Consider the following 15,143-nt stretch of genomic DNA (forward strand, 5'->3'; position numbering starts at 1 on the left):
GCCGGAGCCCCTAAGGCAGATGCCCATGAAAATATTGTTTCTTGGCGATGTAATGGGCCGCGCAGGCCGCACGGCAATCAGCGAACGTCTCGCGGGTCTGCGCGAGGCGTGGAAGCTTGATTTCGTGGTGGTCAATGGCGAGAACTCCTCCAACGGGATGGGGCTTTCGGCCGAGCATGCGAAGCTTTTGCTCGATGCGGGCGCGGATGTGGTGACGCTGGGCGATCATGCCTTCGACCAGAAGGACATGATGCAGTTCATCGCGCAGGAGAAACGGGTGATCCGCCCGTTGAATTTCGCCAAGGACGCGCCGGGTGCAGGAGCGCGGCTGTTCGAGGATCGCCGTGGCCGCAAGATTCTGGTCGCGCAGGTGCTGGGGCAGGTCTTCATGAAGCGTCCCTTCGATGATCCCTTCGCCGCCGTAGAAAAGACGCTCAATGCCTATCCGCTGGGCGGGCAGGCGCAGGCGATCTTGCTGGATGTGCATTGCGAGGCGACCTCGGAGAAAATGGCGATGGGCCATTTCTGCGATGGGAAGGCCTCGATGGTCGTGGGGACCCATACCCATGTGCCCACTGCCGATGCGATGGTGCTGCCCGGTGGCACCGCCTATCTGACCGATGCGGGGATGTGTGGCGATTATAATTCGGTCATCGGGATGGAGAAGGCCGAGCCCTTGCGCCGTTTCATCACCGGTATGCCCAAGGATCGCTTCACGCCGGCCAAAGGCGAGGCCTCGCTCGCGGGGTTCTATGTGGAAACCGATGACCGCACGGGGCTTGCCAAACGCTGCATGGCGGTGCGGGTCGGCGGACGTCTTCCCGAACAGACGCCGATTTCGGCATAAACGGTCCGCCCGCCTACCCGTTGCGGCGGAAAGGCTCCCGAATTTCAAACTCTGCTTGTGCCTTTTGCCGCGCTGATTAGTATCCGCCCGAAGACGCTTGAAAAAATCTTGGGGTCATGATGATCGATCTACCGATATCCGACACGTGGCGCGCCGTTTTGCCGCTTTTGATCGTGGTCTGGATGTTCGTCATGTTCATCCGCGAAACGCGTCCTCCCGAAGTGATCGCGATTGCGGGGGCTGCGCTTATGGTGGTCTTCGGCTTCGAGCCGGTCAAACAGGCCACGGAGAGCCTCTCGAATTCCGCACCATGGACGATCGCCTTCATGTTCCTGATCATGGGGGCGCTGGTGCGCACGGGCGCGCTGGATGCGATGACGCGTTATGCCGAGACCCATATCTCGAAACACCCCGTCTTTACGGTGGCGTTGATGTTTGCCATCACGGCGGTCGCCTCGGGGGTGATGAACAACACACCCGTCGTGGCGGTGATGATCCCCGTGTTTATACAGGTTGCGCGGAAACTGGGTAAGTCGCCCTCGAAGTTCCTGATGCCATTGAGCTATTTTACGGTGATGGGAGGCATGCTGACGCTTCTGGGCACCTCGACCAATATCTTGGTCGATGGTGTGGCTCGGCGCAGCGGGCTCGAGCCCTTCGGTGTGCTCGAGATCCTGCCGGTGGGCGTGGCGGTGCTGCTCGCGGGCTCGCTGTTCATGGCACTGACGTCCAAATTCCTGCTGCCCGAACGCCAGTCCATGGCCTCGCTTCTCGGCCAGCGTCCGAAGATGAAATATTTCACCGAAGTGGCGATCCCCGAGGATAGCTCGCTGCTGGGCACTCCGGTGCTCGAGGTCGATGCGTTCAAACGCGAGGGCGTGCGGGTGGTCGATGTGCTGCGCGGTGATGCCTCGCTGCGCCGCGATCTGCCCAATGCCATCCTCGAACAGGGTGACCGGATCGTTCTGCGCACTGAGATGACCGAGTTGCTGGGCATGCAGAAGAACCCCGATCTGCGGATGATCGACAAGCTCAGTTCGGTGCAGACCGAGACGGTCGAGGTGCTGATCTCGCCCGGTTGCCGGATGATCGGCCGATCCCTGGGCGAGCTGCGCCTGCGCCGCCGCTATGGGGTCTACACGCTGGCCGCCCACCGCCGGAACCAGAATATCGGGCGCCAGCTCGACGATCTGGTGGTGGTCGTGGGTGATACGCTCCTGCTGGAGGGCGCGCCCGAGGATATCGCGCGTCTGGCCTCGGATATGGATCTCGTTGACGTGTCCAAACCGACCGCCAAAGCCTATCGCCGGAGCCATATGCCGCTGGCCATCGGCGCGCTTCTGGGTGTGGTGGGCTTTGCAGCCTTCGATGTGGCGCCCATTCTGGTTCTTGCGGGCGTGGCGGTTGCGATCATTCTGGTCAGCAAATGTATCGATGCCGAGGAGGCTTTCACCTTTATCGACGGGCGTCTTCTGGCCATGATCTTCTCGATGCTGATCGTGGGGGATGCGCTCGAGGCGTCGGGCTCTGTCGCGCTTCTGGTCAGCTATATCTCGCCATGGCTGACGCATCTGCCGCCTTTCGCCACATTGATGGCGGTCTATTTCATCGGGCTTATCTTGACAGAATTCCTGTCCAATAACGCGGTCGCGGTGATCTATGCGCCGATCGCGATCAGCCTTGCGCAATCGCTGGGGCTCGACCCGCGCCCCTTCGCGATCGCGGTAATGTTTTCGGCATCGGTGGCATTCGCGACCCCGATCGGCTATCAGACCCATATGATGGTCTATGGTCCGGGCGGATACCGCTTCAACGACTTCCTGCGTTTCGGGATACCGCTCGATATCGTTACCGGCCTGACCGCCTGCCTGATCATTCCCTTGGTCTGGCCGCTTTAACTGATTTCGGGAGAGTTCCCATGAAATACCTGATCGGTCTTGGCCTTCTGCTTGGCCTTGGGGCCTGCGCCGCGACAACCGGCTGGAAGGCCAACCCGCAGGGCGTGACGCTGCATGGCGAACAGCTGGCTGTCACTTTCTTCGATGGCGAGGTCTGCCGGGTGGATATGGGTGGCGCGCATTCGGGTCAGCTGCCCGGCTGCTCGAACCCGTTGCACTACAAGGTGGATGTCGAAAGCGATCCGATCCTGCCCGGTGCCTCTGCCGTGCTGGAAACCAAATCCACGGTGGTGCTGTCCAACGGTCAGGGCCGGACATGGACCTTCCATACGCCGGAACTCCGCGACGCGACAGGCAATAAGATCGAGCCGCCGGTGGCGCTCCACTAAGGCTTTTTGCGCAGCACCTTGCGGCAGGGGCCCCGAATGCCCTATATCGTCCCCAAATTATATGACAATCTGACGGAGAAGACGGCTCATGGCAGGCCACTCAAAATGGGCAAACATCCAGCACCGTAAAGGCAAGCAGGATGCCATCCGCTCGAAAATGTTCTCGAAGCTCTCGAAAGAGATCACTGTTGCCGCCAAGATGGGCGACGCCGACCCCGAGAAGAACCCGCGTCTGCGTCTGGCGGTAAAAGCGGCCAAGTCGCAATCCATGCCGAAAGACGTGATCGACCGCGCGATCAAGAAATCGCAGGTGGGCGATGGCGACGAATATACGGAAATCCGTTACGAGGGCTATGGGCCCGAGGGTATCGCGGTGATCGTCGAGGCGCTGACCGACAACCTCAACCGCACCGCCTCGAATGTCCGTTCTACCTTCACCAAATGCGGCGGTAATCTGGGCACCAGCGGCTCGGTGAGCTTCATGTTCGACCGTCTTGGCGAGATCATCTATGATGCGTCTGTGGGCGATGCCGATACCGTCATGATGGCGGCAATCGAGGCCGGTGCCGAGGACGTGGAATCGGATGAGGAAGGTCACTGGATCTACTGTCCGATGGAAGATCTTTCGGCTGTGACCGATGCGCTCGAGAAGGAACTCGGCGAGGCGAAAGAGGCCAAGCTGATCTGGAAGCCGCAGAACCGCACCGAGGTCGATCTCGAAACCGCGCAGAAGCTGATGCGCCTAATCGACACGCTGGAAGACGACGATGACGTCCAGACCGTCACCGCCAATTTCGACGTGCCCGAGGACGTGGCCGCCCAGCTCTGAGCTGGCATCCCACCGCATGACAGAACCCGCAGCCGCCACAGCTGCGGGTTTTTTCATGCGGTGGGGTCAGTGGGTGAGGGCCGCGGCCAGATGCTCTATGAAGGCCTCGACACGACGGGCAGGGCGCGCGTCACCCGGGGTGACGGCATAGATATTCACCTCGCCGCGCGAATATTCCTCCAGCACGGCTTCCAGCCGGCCCGCCTGGATGTCGGGCTGGATGTCGTTGGAGGATTTGAGCGCCACACCGCCGCCGGCAATCGCCCATTCGCGCACCGCGCCCCCGTCATTTGCGCTGCGGTCCCCCGAGACCGGCACCGAGATATGCTCGTCGCCGTCGTTGAAATGCCAAGTGGATTGTGGCGCCCCGTCGCGGTTGATGATCAGGCAGTTATGTTTGGCCAGATCGCGCGGATGGGACGGGCGCCCGTGCCTGTCCCAGTAGCCGGGTGCCGCGCAGACCTGCCGCGTGCCGCGCAGCAACAGCCGCGATTTCAGGCTCGAATCCTTCAGTGGTCCCGTGCGGATCGCCAGATCGATCCCTGAGCCCACGATATCGGTCACCCCGTCATTCAGCATCAGATCAATGCGGATATCGGGATTGCTTGCCAGAAAACTGTCGATGATCGGCGGCAGACGGGTGCGTCCCAGATCATTGGTGGTGGTGATACGGATGCGTCCGCGCAATGAGCCATGGGGGGCAGCACGGTCAAAAGCGCTGTCGATCTGTTGCAGGATGCGGCGGCAATCGGCCAGAAACAGATCGCCCTCGGGGGTGAGGCTCAACTTGCGGGTGGAGCGCTGCACCAGCTGGACACCCGCGATATCCTCGAGCCGTTTGAGGCTTGCGGTGATCCGCGAAGGCGTCTGTCCGCGCGCCCGCGCCACCGCCGCCATCGAACCCAGATCGGCAATGGCGGTGAAGATCTCTAGGAGGTCGATGCGATCCATTATGCCGCCTTTGCGTAATGCACTCTTTCAAAACAAGGCCCTTGTCGGGGCAGGCGCGAATAATAGCGTAGCCAGCAGCAATGACAACGCGCCAATGGCCCTGCCGTCCGGTCAAACGCCCGGACCCATGCAAAGGGGTAATGCGTTGGGAGCCAAGAAGTTTTGAAACGGAGCATAACATGAAAATCGATCTGAGCGGAAAATCTGCCCTCGTCACTGGCTCGACCAAGGGGATCGGCTTTGCCAGTGCCAAAGGTCTGGCAGCCTGTGGCGCGCGCGTGACCCTGACGGGGCGCAAGACGGAAGATGTGGACGCCGCCATTGCCGAGATCCGCAAGAGCCTGCCCGACGCCGAACTGTCCGGCGTCGCGGCCGATCTGGGCACTGCCGAGGGCTGCGAGACTGTGGTGAAGGCGCTGCCCGACTGCGATATTCTCGTCAATAATGCGGGGATCTTCGGGCCGGTGGATTTCTTCGAGACCGAGGATGCTGTCTGGGACAAATATTGGCAGGTCAATGTGATGTCGGGGATGCGGCTGGCCCGAGCCTATCTGCCTGCGATGGAGAAGAAGGGCTGGGGGCGTGTGGTCTTTCTGGGTTCGGAATCCTCGTTCAACATTCCCGAGGACATGGTGCATTACGGCGTCACCAAAGCCGCCGATGTGGCATTGGCGCGCGGGCTTGCCAAACGGATGGCGGGCACGGGGGTGACGGTGAATTCCGTTCTGCCGGGGCCGACGCTGTCTGACGGGATGAAAGCGGGCTTGAAAGACACGGTCGAGAGCACCAGCAAGAGCTATGAGGAGGCGGCAGCCGATTTCGTGGCTGCCAATCGCCCCGCTTCGATCCTGCAGCGCGCCACCTCCACCGAAGAGGTAGCCAATATGATCGTCTATGCCTGCTCGCCCCTGTCCTCTGGCACGACAGGGGCCTCGCTGCGCGTCGAGGGCGGGGTGATCAACAGCCTGTGACATATCGGGGCGCGCGGGCTGTCCGTGCGCCCCTGCACTGGTCTTGGGCCGCGGATCATGGGAAGAGACCGGACCTGCCTTCGGAGGGCCTATGGACCAGACCATTCTCTATCTCATCGCCGCCCTGATCGTGGGTATGTCGAAAGGCGGACTGGCTTCGGCGGCCGCCATCGCTGTGCCGATGCTGGCGCTGTTCATGAACCCCGTGACAGCGGCAGCCACGCTTCTGCCGGTCTATGTGGTCACCGACTGGATCGGGGTCTGGCTCTTCCGCAAGGATTTCTCGGCCAAGAACCTGTTGATGTTCACGCCTGCGCTTCTGTTTGGCGTGGTGCTGGCCACGGTGATCACTCCCTATACGCCCGAGCCGGTGCTGCTGGTCTTCACGGGCGCAATCGGGCTGTGGTTCTGTCTTCGCGCATGGTTCGGGCGTGGATCGGACCATGTGACCAAACCCGCGCTGGTGCCTGCCCTGTTCTGGGGCACGCTGACGGGTGTGGCGAGCTTCATCACCCATTCGGGCGCACCGCCCGCGCAGGCCTATCTGCTGCCCCAGCGCCTGCCGAAGCTGAAATTCGCAGGCACCATCGCCATCTCCTTCGCTATCGGCAATCTGGCCAAACTGCCCGCCTATTTCGCCATCGGTCAGCTCGACGGGTTGAACTGGGGGCTGATCGTGGCGCTCGCCGCCACCGGCATCATCGGCACCTTTATCGGGCGATGGCTGACGGTCAAACTCTCGGATACCCATTATGTGCGTGTCATCCAGGGGATGCTGTTTATCCTGTCCGTTATTCTGCTCATCAAGGGCGGGATGGCGCTGATTGGCGCCTAGGGCTTGCTTTCCCAATTGTTACAGACATGTCATAGAGCATCCCTAAGAGAGCCCTGCGCGTGACGCGCCACAGACTTACTGCCCGAAAGGTTGCCATGACCCGCATCGTTCAATCGCTTGCTGAAATCTCCGAACCCTATGATGCGCTGTTCTGCGATCTTTGGGGCTGCCTGCATAATGGCGTGACCGCCTATCCGGCGGCGGTGGCCGCGCTTCAGACGTTCCGTGCCAAGGGGGGGCGTGTGGTCCTGCTGACCAATGCGCCGCGTCCGGCGGATTTCGTCAAGGAGCGCTTTGCCAAGATGAATATCCCCGATGATGCGTGGGATATGATCGTCAGCTCCGGCGATGCGGCGCAGGATGCGATGTTTGCCAGTGCCGTGGGCCGTAAGGTCTGGCATCTGGGGCCGGAAAAGGATGATGGCTTCTTCACCCATATTCCCGCCGAATGGGAAGGTCGCGCCAATATCGAGCGTGTGTCGTTCGAGGACGCCGAGGGCATTGTCTGCACCGGTCCGTTCCATGAGGACACCGAGACCCCCGAGGACTATCGCGCGCAGTTTCTGGCCGCCAAGACGCGCGGGCTGAAGATGCTTTGCGCCAATCCCGATCTGGTCGTGGATATGGGCGACAAGCGGATCTATTGCGCCGGTGCGCTGGCCGAACTGTATGAGGAAATGGGGGCCGACGCGATCTATTGCGGCAAGCCGCACCCGCCGATCTACGATCTGGCGCGGCGCAAGCTCTCGGCGGCCTTCGGCCTGCCCGATGACAGCCGCATCCTGACCGTGGGCGACGGTATCCTGACCGATGTGGCGGGTGCTGCGGGTGAGGGGCTTGACTGCCTGTTCGTGACCGGTGGGCTGGCTGCGGAAGCTTTTGGTCCTGATGTCGAGAATCCCGATGCCGGGAAGCTCGAAGACTGGCTCGACGGGCAGGGGCAATCGCCGCTCTATGCGATCGGTCGCCTGCGCTAACCAGTCCTCCCGTATTCCGATGATCTGGCGCCCCTTGGAGCATGCTGCTCCGGGGGCGTTTTGCCATACTGTCTCGGAATTGAAACAATCTTGCTCGCAATAATATGATGCCAAGCTATTATTCTGCGATATATTGTTTCGAGTGTAATTGTTTCTTGAGCCATTCCGCGCTATGCTGCGGTGCAACATGGCCGCGTAGCGGGGTAGGGGAAAGGGAGTCGTGATGACGATGATGAAGGAAATCGAAGGGTCTACGATTTTCATCGAGGATCTGCAGATGGGGATGTCGCGCCAGCTGGTGAAAACCGTCACCGACCGCGATATCGAGATGTTTGCCGAGGTCTCGACCGATCATAACCCCGTCCATATGGATGAGGACTATGCCCGCACCACCCTGTTCAAGGGCCGGATCGCGCACGGGATTCTCTCGGCGGGGCTGATTTCGGCGGTGATCGGCGAGCAGCTGCCCGGACATGGGGCGATCTATCTCAAACAGTCGCTGACTTTCATGGCACCGGTGCGGCCGGGGGATGAAGTTTGTGCAACTGTCCGCGTGGCGGCGATTGATCGGGATAAGCGGCGGGTCACACTTGCAACCCAGTGCACGGTGGGCGATACGGTTGTTCTGAAGGGTGAGGCCCTTGTGCTGGCGCCGTCGCGGGAAACCCTGCGCGGCTGAGGCTATGGTTCTCGCCGGAATGCGGGAACGGACGGCTTATGCGAGTTTACGACCACTGGCAGATCCCTGAAGAGGCACGCGGGGCCTCCATCGCCATGGGCAATTTTGACGGGGTCCATCTGGGGCACCAGTCGGTGATCGATCTGGCGCGTCGGGAGGGTGCGCCGCTGGGTGTGTTGACCTTCGAGCCGCATCCGCGCGAGTTCTTCCGGCCCGATGATCCGCCCTTCCGCCTGATGAATGCCGAGGCGCGGCGTAATCGGCTGGAAAAGCTGGGCGTCGATTTCCTCTATGCGCTGCCTTTCGATGTGGCGCTGGCCTCGATGGAGCCGGAAACCTTCGCACGCGAGGTGCTCTCCGAGGCGCTCGGGGTGACCAATGTCACAGTGGGACGCGATTTCCGCTTTGGCCGCAAACGGGCGGGCGGTATCGAGGAGCTGAAAGCCTGCGGGCAGACATTCGGCTTCGATGTGACCGTTGCGCCGCTGCTCGAAGTGGAGGGCGTGCATGTTTCCTCGACCGCGATCCGCAATGCGCTGAGCGAGGGCCAGCCCGAACTCGCCGCCGCGATGCTGGGCCATTTGCACCGGATCGAGGGCGCGGTGATCCATGGCGAGAAACGCGGGCGCGAGCTGGGCTATCCCACCGCCAATATGTCGGTTGACGGGCTGCATCTCCCGAAACTCGGGGTTTATGCGGTGAAGGTCGATGTGATGACCGGCCCGCAGAAGGGCAGCTATATGGGCGCCGCGAGCCTCGGTGTGCGGCCGATGTTCGGGGTCAATACACCGAACCTCGAAACCAATCTGCTGGATTTCAAAGGCGATCTCTACGGCCAGCATCTGTCGATCGCGCTGGTCGAATATCTGCGCCCCGAAGTGGCCTTTACCGGCATTCCCGATCTGATCAAACAGATGGATCAGGATGTGATCCGAACACGCGAGATCTTGACCGCCTGAGCCAAGCGACGCATTGCAATTCCTACCCTAAAGGATGAGTCTCGCCCCATGGCCGATAAGAAACGCAAGAAATTCTGGGAACTGCCGCTGGGCGATCTGAACCCGACCGAATGGGAGGCGCTCTGTGACGGTTGTGGCAAATGCTGTCTCAACAAGCTGGAATTCGTGGATACGAACGAGGTGGAGTTCACCCGCGTCGCCTGCCGCCTGCTGGATGGCCAGACCTGCCGCTGCTCGCAATACGAGATCCGGCACCATTTCGTGCCCGAATGTGTGCGTCTGACGCCCGAGTCGATTTCCGAGATCGCCTACTGGATGCCGCGCACCTGCGCCTATCGGCTGCGCTTCGAGGGCAAGCCCTTGGAAAGCTGGCACTACCTTCTATCTGGATCGAAAGAGACCGTGCATGAGGCCGGTCAATCCGTGCGCGGCTGGACCGTGCCGGAATACGAAGTGCAGGAAGAAGACTGGGAAGATTACGTCATCGAGGATCTGTCATGAATTTTGGGTCGGACAATACATCGGGCGTGGCGCCGCGCATCATGGAAGGTCTTGTGGCTGCCAATGCGGGCCATGCACGCTCCTATGGCGCCGATGATCTGACCAAAGCCGTCGAGGCCCGTATCCGCGAGGTGTTCGAGGCACCTGAGGCGCGGGTCTTTCTGGTGACCTCCGGCACTGCGGCCAATGCGCTCTCCTGTGCGCTGCTGACCAATCCGTGGGAGGCGATCTTCTGCCATCGCAATGCCCATATCGAGGAAGACGAATGCGGCGCGCCGGAGTTCTTCTCGGATGGGGCCAAGCTCGTGCTGGTCGAGGGCGAGGATGCCAAGATGACGCCCGAGACGCTGGCGCAAAAGATCGGCCATACGGGGGCGGCGATCCATAATATCCAGCGCGGTATGGTCTCGATCACCAATTCCACCGAATTCGGCACGGTCTATACCGCGCAAGAGGTCCGTGCGCTTTGCGATGTGGCCAAGGCCCATGATCTGCCTGTGCATATGGATGGAGCGCGCTTTGCCAATGCGCTGGTGCGGCTGGGTGTGAGCCCTGCGGAGATGACATGGAAGGCAGGCGTCGATGTGCTCTCCTTCGGCGGCACCAAGAACGGGTGTATGGGGGTCGAGGCGGTGGTGATCTTCGATCCCGCGCGCGCGCAGGAATTCGAACTCCGTCGCAAACGGGCGGGACAGCTGATGTCCAAGCACCGTTATCTGGCGGCCCAGATGCTGGCCTATCTCGAAGAGGGTTACTGGCTGGAGCTGGCGCGTCATGCCAATGCGATGGCCGATAAACTCTCGCAGGGGCTTGCGGCATTGCCGTCGGTCCGCCTTCTGCATCCGGTGCAATCGAACGGTGTCTTTGTGGCGCTGCCGCGCCATCTACACCGCAAGCTGATGGCAGAGGGCGCCTATTACTATCTCTGGCCCTTCGATCAGGATCTGGAAACCGGTGACCCCGAGGAGCTAATTTCGGCGCGGCTTGTCTGTTCATGGTCCACGACCGCGCAGGAGGTGGGAGCCTTCCTCGACCATCTGGGCGGCCAGAGCGCCAGCCAGGCGGCATTTTCCGAAGCCTGAAACGCAAAAAGCCCAAAGCATCTGCTTCGGGCTTTTCCGATAGGGGGGCAGGGGCCGGTCTTACGACTGGCTATACATGCCCTCGTAGATCGGCTTGATCGTTTCGGTCTCGAAGAGCGAGGAAACCGAGGTGCCCGACCAGGTGTTCAGGATCGCTTGCGCGAACATCGGTGCGGTCGGCACGATGCGGATATTGGGGCAGTTCTTCACCGCGTCGGTCGCCTGGATCGAGTCGGTGATCACCAGAGATTTCATGACCGATTTCGACACGCGCTCGACGGCGGGGCCGGAAAGCACGCCGTGGGTGATGTAGGAATGCACCTCGGTCGCGCCCGCTTCCATCAGCACTTCGGCGGCCTTGCACAGGGTGCCTGCGGTGTCGCAGATGTCATCCACGATGATACATTTCTTGCCGGTCACGTCGCCGATTACGGTCATGCCTGCGACTTCACCCGCTTTCTCGCGGCGCTTGTCGACGATGGCCAGCGGTGCGCCGATGCGCTTGGCGATCTCGCGGGCACGGGCCACGCCGCCGACATCGGGGGAGATGACCATGACATCATCCATATTGCCCTTGAAGTGGTGCATGATATCGAGCGCGAAGACCGGCGAGGCATAGAGGTTGTCCACCGGGATATCGAAGAAGCCCTGGATCTGGGTCGCGTGCAGATCGAGCGTCAGGATGCGGTTGACCCCGGCTTCGGTCAGCAGGTTGGCGATCAGCTTGGCCGAGATCGGCGTGCGGGCCTTGGTGCGGCGGTCCTGACGGGCATAGCCGAAATAGGGGATGACGGCGGTGATGCGGTCTGCCGAGGAGCGCTTGAGCGCATCGGCCATGATCAGCAGTTCCATCAGGTTGTCATTGGCCGGATTGGAGGTTGGCTGGATGACATACATGTCCTCGCCGCGGACGTTCTCGTAGACCTCCACGAAGATCTCCTGATCGTTGAAACGCTCGACGCGGGCATCGACGAGGCCTACGGACATTCCGCGATGCATCGACATGCGGCGGGCAATGGCTTCGGCCAGCGGTCGGTTGGCATTACCGGCGATCAGTTTGGGTTCAGTCATGGCGGACATGGGCTTTGGCTCCGGGCAGCGCCGCGAGGGAAGGGTCACGGCAGAGATTCGCTTACATTGCGCCTGCCTTAGCACCGAGGTAGCCTCGGGGCAAATCCAAGGGTGCAAGGGAGACATGCGAATGTCACATATTGATTACTACTTCTCGATCTTTTCGCCTTATACCTATCTCGCGGGGCTGCGTCTGGAGGAAATCGCCCGCCGCCACGGGGCCGGTGTGACATATCGTCCCCTCGATCTGATGGCGCTTTTCGACCGCACCGGAGGCACCCGTCCTGCGGCGCGCCACCCCTCGCGGATGGAATACCGTAATCAGGAGGTCACCCGCTGGGCCGAGAAGCTTGGCATGCCGATGCCCGATATCTCGGTGCCGTTGCCCAATGCGGCACCCGCCTCCTATGCTATCATCGCGGCGCAGAAAGCCGGTGGTGGTGATCTGGGCGGGCTTGTCCATGCCATTGCGCGCGCCCGCTGGGCCGAGGGGCGCGATATCGGCGAGGAAGATCTGATCCGCGCGGCGCTGGTGGAAAACGGCTTTGACGGCAATCTGGTGACGACGGGGCTGTTCGACGGCGCCATCGCCTACGAGAAGAATCTCGAGGATGCGGTCGCCGCCGGTGTGTTCGGCTCGCCCTTCTATATCGTGACCGATACGGATGCGCGCTTCTTCGGGCAGGACCGGCTTGAGTTTCTGGACGCGCATCTGGGGACGCTTTCATGATCGACGAACGTCAGGGCGTCGTCATTTCTTCCGAACAGCTGGGGCAGGGCGACCGTCCCGCTCTGGCGATCCATTGCATGCTGGGTAATGCCCGCGCTTGGGAGCCGTCCTTCGCGCTCTTGGAAGACCGCATCTCGGCGCGTGTCTTCGATCTGCCGGGACACGGGCGGTCGGGCGACTGGGCCTATGACGAAACGCCGGGGGCGTTCGAGCGGCTGGCTACGCAGATCACCGCCAGCTTCATCGACCGGCCCGTCGATCTGATCGGGCATAGTTTCGGCTCTTCGGTAGCCCTGCGGCTGGCAGTGGCCGCCCCGCATGCGATCCGCAGCCTGACGCTGATCGAGCCGATCCTCTTTGCTGCCATCGAGGGCGCACCCGAATATGATGCGGTGGCCGCGGATCAGGCGGCGCTGAGCGCACTTCTGGCGGCGGGCCAGCATGAGGCGGCGGCGAAAGCCTTCATGGCGCAATGGGGGGCAGGTGTGCCGTGGGAGGCGCTCCCCGAGCACCAGCGCATCCGGTTTGTCGCGCAGATGCCCATTCTGGGGAACGCCGCGGCTGCCAATTTCTCCGATCCGGGCAATATCCTTCGCCCGGACGGGATCGAGGAAATCGATGCGCCGGTGCTTCTGGTCCATGGGCAGGAGACACATCCCTCGGTGCCGCTCGTCTGTGCCGAGCTGGCGGTGCGGATGCAGGATGTGGGCACGGCGACCGTGCCCGGCGCGGGGCATATGCTGCCGCTGACCCATCCCGAGAGCCTGGCCGATCTGATCGGGGTCAATCTCGACCGCTCCTAAGGCAAACGCCGCGCTGATGCGCGGCGTTTCCGGTTAGAGAACCTTGTTGATATGGCCCATCTTGCGGCCCGGTTTGGCTTCGGCCTTGCCGTAGAGATGCACCTGCACACGCGGCGTTTTGGCGAATTCCGGCACGCGCAGCACATCATCGCCGATCAGGTTGAGCATCTCGACATCGGCGTAACGCGTGCCATCGCCCAGCGGCCAACCGGCTACGGCGCGGATATGCTGCTCGAACTGGTCGACGGTGCAGCCCGCCTGCGTCCAGTGGCCCGAGTTATGCACGCGCGGCGCGATCTCGTTCACGATCAGCCCGCCCTTGGTGACAAACAGCTCGACCCCCATGACGCCGACATAATCGAGCGTATTGAGGATCTTGGCGGCCATCAGCACGGCATCCATCCGCAGGCTTTCGGGGATCTGCGCCGGCACCGTGGTCGTGTGCAGGATGCCGTTTTTGTGCACGTTCTGGCCGGGATCGAAACAGGCGACCTCGCCGGTGGTGCCACGCGCGGCAATCACCGAGATTTCCATCGAGAAATCGATGAACCCTTCGAGCACAGCCTCGGCCCCTGCCATCGCGGCAAGCGCCTCGGAGGCCTCCTCGGGCGCCATGATCCGTGCCTGACCCTTGCCGTCATAGCCCAGACGGGTGGTCTTCAGGATCGAGGGCGTGCCCACGTCCGCGATCGCGACCTCAAGACTTGCGGCATCGGTGACCTTTGCCCAAGGCGCGGTCTTCAGGCCGATCTCGTTCAGGAAGCTCTTCTCGATGATCCGGTCCTGCGAGGTGGCCAATGCGCGGCGGTTGGGATGCAGCGGACGGATCGCTTCGAGGATATCCAGCGCCGAGGTCGGGATATTCTCGAACTCGTAGGTGATCACATCGACAGATTGCGCGAAGGCGCGCAGCGCATCGACATCCTCGTAGGAAGCGGTGGTGACCGTCTCGGCCACATGGCCTGCGGGCGGGTTGCTGCCCGGTTCGAAGATGTGGGTCTCGAAGCCCAGACGCGAGGCCGCGACCGAGAGCATCCGGCCCAGTTGGCCACCGCCCAGGATACCGATCGTGGCGCCGGGTTGAAGCGAGGTGGTCATAGATGTTCGTCCTGCGGCTCGTCGGGAATTGAGGCCGAAAGCGCCTCGCGCCAAGCGTCCAGACGCTGCGCCAATTCGGGGTCCTGAAGCGCCAGAATACCTGCTGCCATCAGGGCCGCATTGGGCGCCCCGGCCGAACCGATCGGCATGGTTGCCACGGGGTAGCCCTTGGGCATCTGCAGGATGGAATAGAGACTGTCCACGCCCGAAAGCGCCTTGGTCTGCACCGGCACGCCGATCACCGGCACGCGGGTTTTGGAAGCCATCATGCCGGGCAGGTGGGCCGCGCCGCCCGCACCTGCAATGATGACCTGCAGACCGCGCTCGACGGCTGTCTTGCCATAGGTCCAAAGGCGATCGGGGGTTCTATGTGCCGAGACGATTTTCGTCTCGTAGCTGACCCCGAGATCATCAAGGATCTGTGCTGCGCCCTTCATGGTCGGCCAATCCGACTGGCTCCCCATGATGATTCCGACTTGTACGCCCAATGGTACCTCCTGAAACTTTGAGCGCGCACTATAAG

General features: G+C 61.9%; 17 protein-coding genes. 13 read left to right on the forward strand and 4 right to left on the reverse strand.

Annotation, left to right across the window (positions count from 1 at the left end; translation table 11 throughout):
- Positions 1–25: 25 nt before the first annotated feature.
- From WDB91_RS07880 to WDB91_RS07895, 4 genes are all read left to right on the forward strand, one after another.
- Positions 26–847, forward strand: coding sequence for a TIGR00282 family metallophosphoesterase (locus WDB91_RS07880; protein WP_339112030.1), 822 nt, complete (start codon positions 26–28; stop codon positions 845–847).
- 119 nt (positions 848–966) lie between these two features.
- Positions 967–2,745 carry an SLC13 family permease gene (locus tag WDB91_RS07885; protein WP_339114476.1) on the forward strand — a complete coding sequence of 593 codons (1,779 nt, stop codon included), beginning with the start codon at positions 967–969 and terminating at the stop codon, positions 2,743–2,745.
- Positions 2,746–2,765: 20 nt separating this feature from the next.
- The gene (locus tag WDB91_RS07890) at positions 2,766–3,134 is read left to right on the forward strand and encodes a hypothetical protein (protein WP_339112031.1); all 369 of its coding nucleotides are present in this window, start codon (positions 2,766–2,768) and stop codon (positions 3,132–3,134) included.
- A gap of 88 nt (positions 3,135–3,222) precedes the next feature.
- Positions 3,223–3,963, forward strand: coding sequence for a YebC/PmpR family DNA-binding transcriptional regulator (locus tag WDB91_RS07895; protein WP_339112032.1), 741 nt, complete (start codon positions 3,223–3,225; stop codon positions 3,961–3,963).
- A gap of 66 nt (positions 3,964–4,029) precedes the next feature.
- Here WDB91_RS07895 and WDB91_RS07900 read toward each other — a convergent pair whose 3' ends face one another.
- A complete protein-coding gene (locus tag WDB91_RS07900) occupies positions 4,030–4,914 on the reverse strand; it encodes a LysR family transcriptional regulator (RefSeq protein ID WP_339112033.1) in 885 nt (294 codons plus the stop codon).
- 179 nt (positions 4,915–5,093) lie between these two features.
- On the opposite strand from WDB91_RS07900, the gene WDB91_RS07905 reads away from it, so the two are divergent.
- The 7 genes from WDB91_RS07905 to WDB91_RS07935 all read left to right on the forward strand — a co-directional run bounded on the left by WDB91_RS07905 (position 5,094) and on the right by WDB91_RS07935 (position 10,918).
- The gene (locus tag WDB91_RS07905) at positions 5,094–5,885 is read left to right on the forward strand and encodes an SDR family oxidoreductase (protein WP_339112034.1); all 792 of its coding nucleotides are present in this window, start codon (positions 5,094–5,096) and stop codon (positions 5,883–5,885) included.
- Between the two features lie 91 nt (positions 5,886–5,976).
- A complete protein-coding gene (locus WDB91_RS07910; protein WP_339112035.1) occupies positions 5,977–6,720 on the forward strand; it encodes a sulfite exporter TauE/SafE family protein in 744 nt (247 codons plus the stop codon).
- Positions 6,721–6,815: 95 nt separating this feature from the next.
- Positions 6,816–7,697, forward strand: coding sequence for a TIGR01459 family HAD-type hydrolase (locus WDB91_RS07915; RefSeq protein WP_339112036.1), 882 nt, complete (start codon positions 6,816–6,818; stop codon positions 7,695–7,697).
- Positions 7,698–7,926: 229 nt separating this feature from the next.
- The gene (locus WDB91_RS07920) at positions 7,927–8,376 is read left to right on the forward strand and encodes a MaoC family dehydratase (RefSeq protein WP_339114477.1); all 450 of its coding nucleotides are present in this window, start codon (positions 7,927–7,929) and stop codon (positions 8,374–8,376) included.
- 38 nt (positions 8,377–8,414) lie between these two features.
- Positions 8,415–9,335, forward strand: coding sequence for a bifunctional riboflavin kinase/FAD synthetase (locus WDB91_RS07925; protein ID WP_339112037.1), 921 nt, complete (start codon positions 8,415–8,417; stop codon positions 9,333–9,335).
- A gap of 48 nt (positions 9,336–9,383) precedes the next feature.
- Complete coding sequence (locus WDB91_RS07930; RefSeq protein WP_339112038.1) at positions 9,384–9,836, forward strand: YcgN family cysteine cluster protein; 453 nt, start codon at positions 9,384–9,386, stop codon at positions 9,834–9,836.
- A complete protein-coding gene (locus WDB91_RS07935) occupies positions 9,833–10,918 on the forward strand; it encodes a low specificity L-threonine aldolase (protein WP_339112039.1) in 1,086 nt (361 codons plus the stop codon). The genes WDB91_RS07930 and WDB91_RS07935 overlap by 4 nt, the downstream gene beginning before the upstream one ends.
- 60 nt (positions 10,919–10,978) lie before the next feature.
- Here the strand turns inward: WDB91_RS07935 and WDB91_RS07940 are convergent, their stop codons facing one another.
- Positions 10,979–11,998, reverse strand: coding sequence for a ribose-phosphate pyrophosphokinase (locus tag WDB91_RS07940; protein ID WP_339112040.1), 1,020 nt, complete (start codon positions 11,996–11,998; stop codon positions 10,979–10,981).
- Between the two features lie 121 nt (positions 11,999–12,119).
- Here WDB91_RS07940 and WDB91_RS07945 point away from each other — a divergent pair, with 121 nt between their 5' ends.
- Positions 12,120–12,719 (forward strand): 2-hydroxychromene-2-carboxylate isomerase, encoded by a 600-nt coding sequence (locus WDB91_RS07945; protein ID WP_339112041.1) that lies wholly within the window; start codon positions 12,120–12,122, stop codon positions 12,717–12,719.
- Positions 12,716–13,522 (forward strand): alpha/beta hydrolase, encoded by an 807-nt coding sequence (locus WDB91_RS07950; protein ID WP_339112042.1) that lies wholly within the window; start codon positions 12,716–12,718, stop codon positions 13,520–13,522. The genes WDB91_RS07945 and WDB91_RS07950 overlap by 4 nt, the downstream gene beginning before the upstream one ends.
- A 33-nt stretch (positions 13,523–13,555) precedes the next feature.
- Here WDB91_RS07950 and WDB91_RS07955 read toward each other — a convergent pair whose 3' ends face one another.
- Both WDB91_RS07955 and purE read right to left on the reverse strand, forming a co-directional pair.
- A complete protein-coding gene (locus tag WDB91_RS07955; RefSeq protein WP_339112043.1) occupies positions 13,556–14,620 on the reverse strand; it encodes a 5-(carboxyamino)imidazole ribonucleotide synthase in 1,065 nt (354 codons plus the stop codon).
- The gene (gene purE / locus WDB91_RS07960; protein ID WP_339114478.1) at positions 14,617–15,084 is read right to left on the reverse strand and encodes a 5-(carboxyamino)imidazole ribonucleotide mutase; all 468 of its coding nucleotides are present in this window, start codon (positions 15,082–15,084) and stop codon (positions 14,617–14,619) included. The genes WDB91_RS07955 and purE overlap by 4 nt, the downstream gene beginning before the upstream one ends.
- Between the last annotated feature and the right edge of the window lie 59 nt (positions 15,085–15,143).

The sequence above is a fragment of the Thioclava sp. GXIMD2076 genome (assembly GCF_037949795.1).
In the GTDB taxonomy this organism is placed as follows: domain Bacteria; phylum Pseudomonadota; class Alphaproteobacteria; order Rhodobacterales; family Rhodobacteraceae; genus Thioclava; species Thioclava kandeliae.

Excerpts from the sequence above, each read along its gene's own strand:
- WDB91_RS07945 (WP_339112041.1), top strand. The coding sequence starts at position 12,120 with ATGTCACATATTGATTACTACTTCTCGATCTTTTCGCCTTATACCTAT.
- WDB91_RS07880 (WP_339112030.1), top strand. The coding sequence starts at position 26 with ATGAAAATATTGTTTCTTGGCGATGTAATGGGCCGCGCAGGCCGCACG.
- WDB91_RS07885 (WP_339114476.1), top strand. The coding sequence starts at position 967 with ATGATCGATCTACCGATATCCGACACGTGGCGCGCCGTTTTGCCGCTT.
- WDB91_RS07940 (WP_339112040.1), bottom strand. The coding sequence starts at position 11,998 with ATGTCCGCCATGACTGAACCCAAACTGATCGCCGGTAATGCCAACCGA.
- WDB91_RS07910 (WP_339112035.1), top strand. The coding sequence starts at position 5,977 with ATGGACCAGACCATTCTCTATCTCATCGCCGCCCTGATCGTGGGTATG.
- WDB91_RS07935 (WP_339112039.1), top strand. The coding sequence starts at position 9,833 with ATGAATTTTGGGTCGGACAATACATCGGGCGTGGCGCCGCGCATCATG.
- WDB91_RS07920 (WP_339114477.1), top strand. The coding sequence starts at position 7,927 with ATGATGAAGGAAATCGAAGGGTCTACGATTTTCATCGAGGATCTGCAG.
- WDB91_RS07905 (WP_339112034.1), top strand. The coding sequence starts at position 5,094 with ATGAAAATCGATCTGAGCGGAAAATCTGCCCTCGTCACTGGCTCGACC.
- WDB91_RS07915 (WP_339112036.1), top strand. The coding sequence starts at position 6,816 with ATGACCCGCATCGTTCAATCGCTTGCTGAAATCTCCGAACCCTATGAT.
- WDB91_RS07955 (WP_339112043.1), bottom strand. The coding sequence starts at position 14,620 with ATGACCACCTCGCTTCAACCCGGCGCCACGATCGGTATCCTGGGCGGT.
- WDB91_RS07925 (WP_339112037.1), top strand. The coding sequence starts at position 8,415 with ATGCGAGTTTACGACCACTGGCAGATCCCTGAAGAGGCACGCGGGGCC.
- WDB91_RS07890 (WP_339112031.1), top strand. The coding sequence starts at position 2,766 with ATGAAATACCTGATCGGTCTTGGCCTTCTGCTTGGCCTTGGGGCCTGC.
- WDB91_RS07900 (WP_339112033.1), bottom strand. The coding sequence starts at position 4,914 with ATGGATCGCATCGACCTCCTAGAGATCTTCACCGCCATTGCCGATCTG.
- WDB91_RS07930 (WP_339112038.1), top strand. The coding sequence starts at position 9,384 with ATGGCCGATAAGAAACGCAAGAAATTCTGGGAACTGCCGCTGGGCGAT.
- WDB91_RS07895 (WP_339112032.1), top strand. The coding sequence starts at position 3,223 with ATGGCAGGCCACTCAAAATGGGCAAACATCCAGCACCGTAAAGGCAAG.
- WDB91_RS07950 (WP_339112042.1), top strand. The coding sequence starts at position 12,716 with ATGATCGACGAACGTCAGGGCGTCGTCATTTCTTCCGAACAGCTGGGG.
- purE (WP_339114478.1), bottom strand. The coding sequence starts at position 15,084 with ATGGGGAGCCAGTCGGATTGGCCGACCATGAAGGGCGCAGCACAGATC.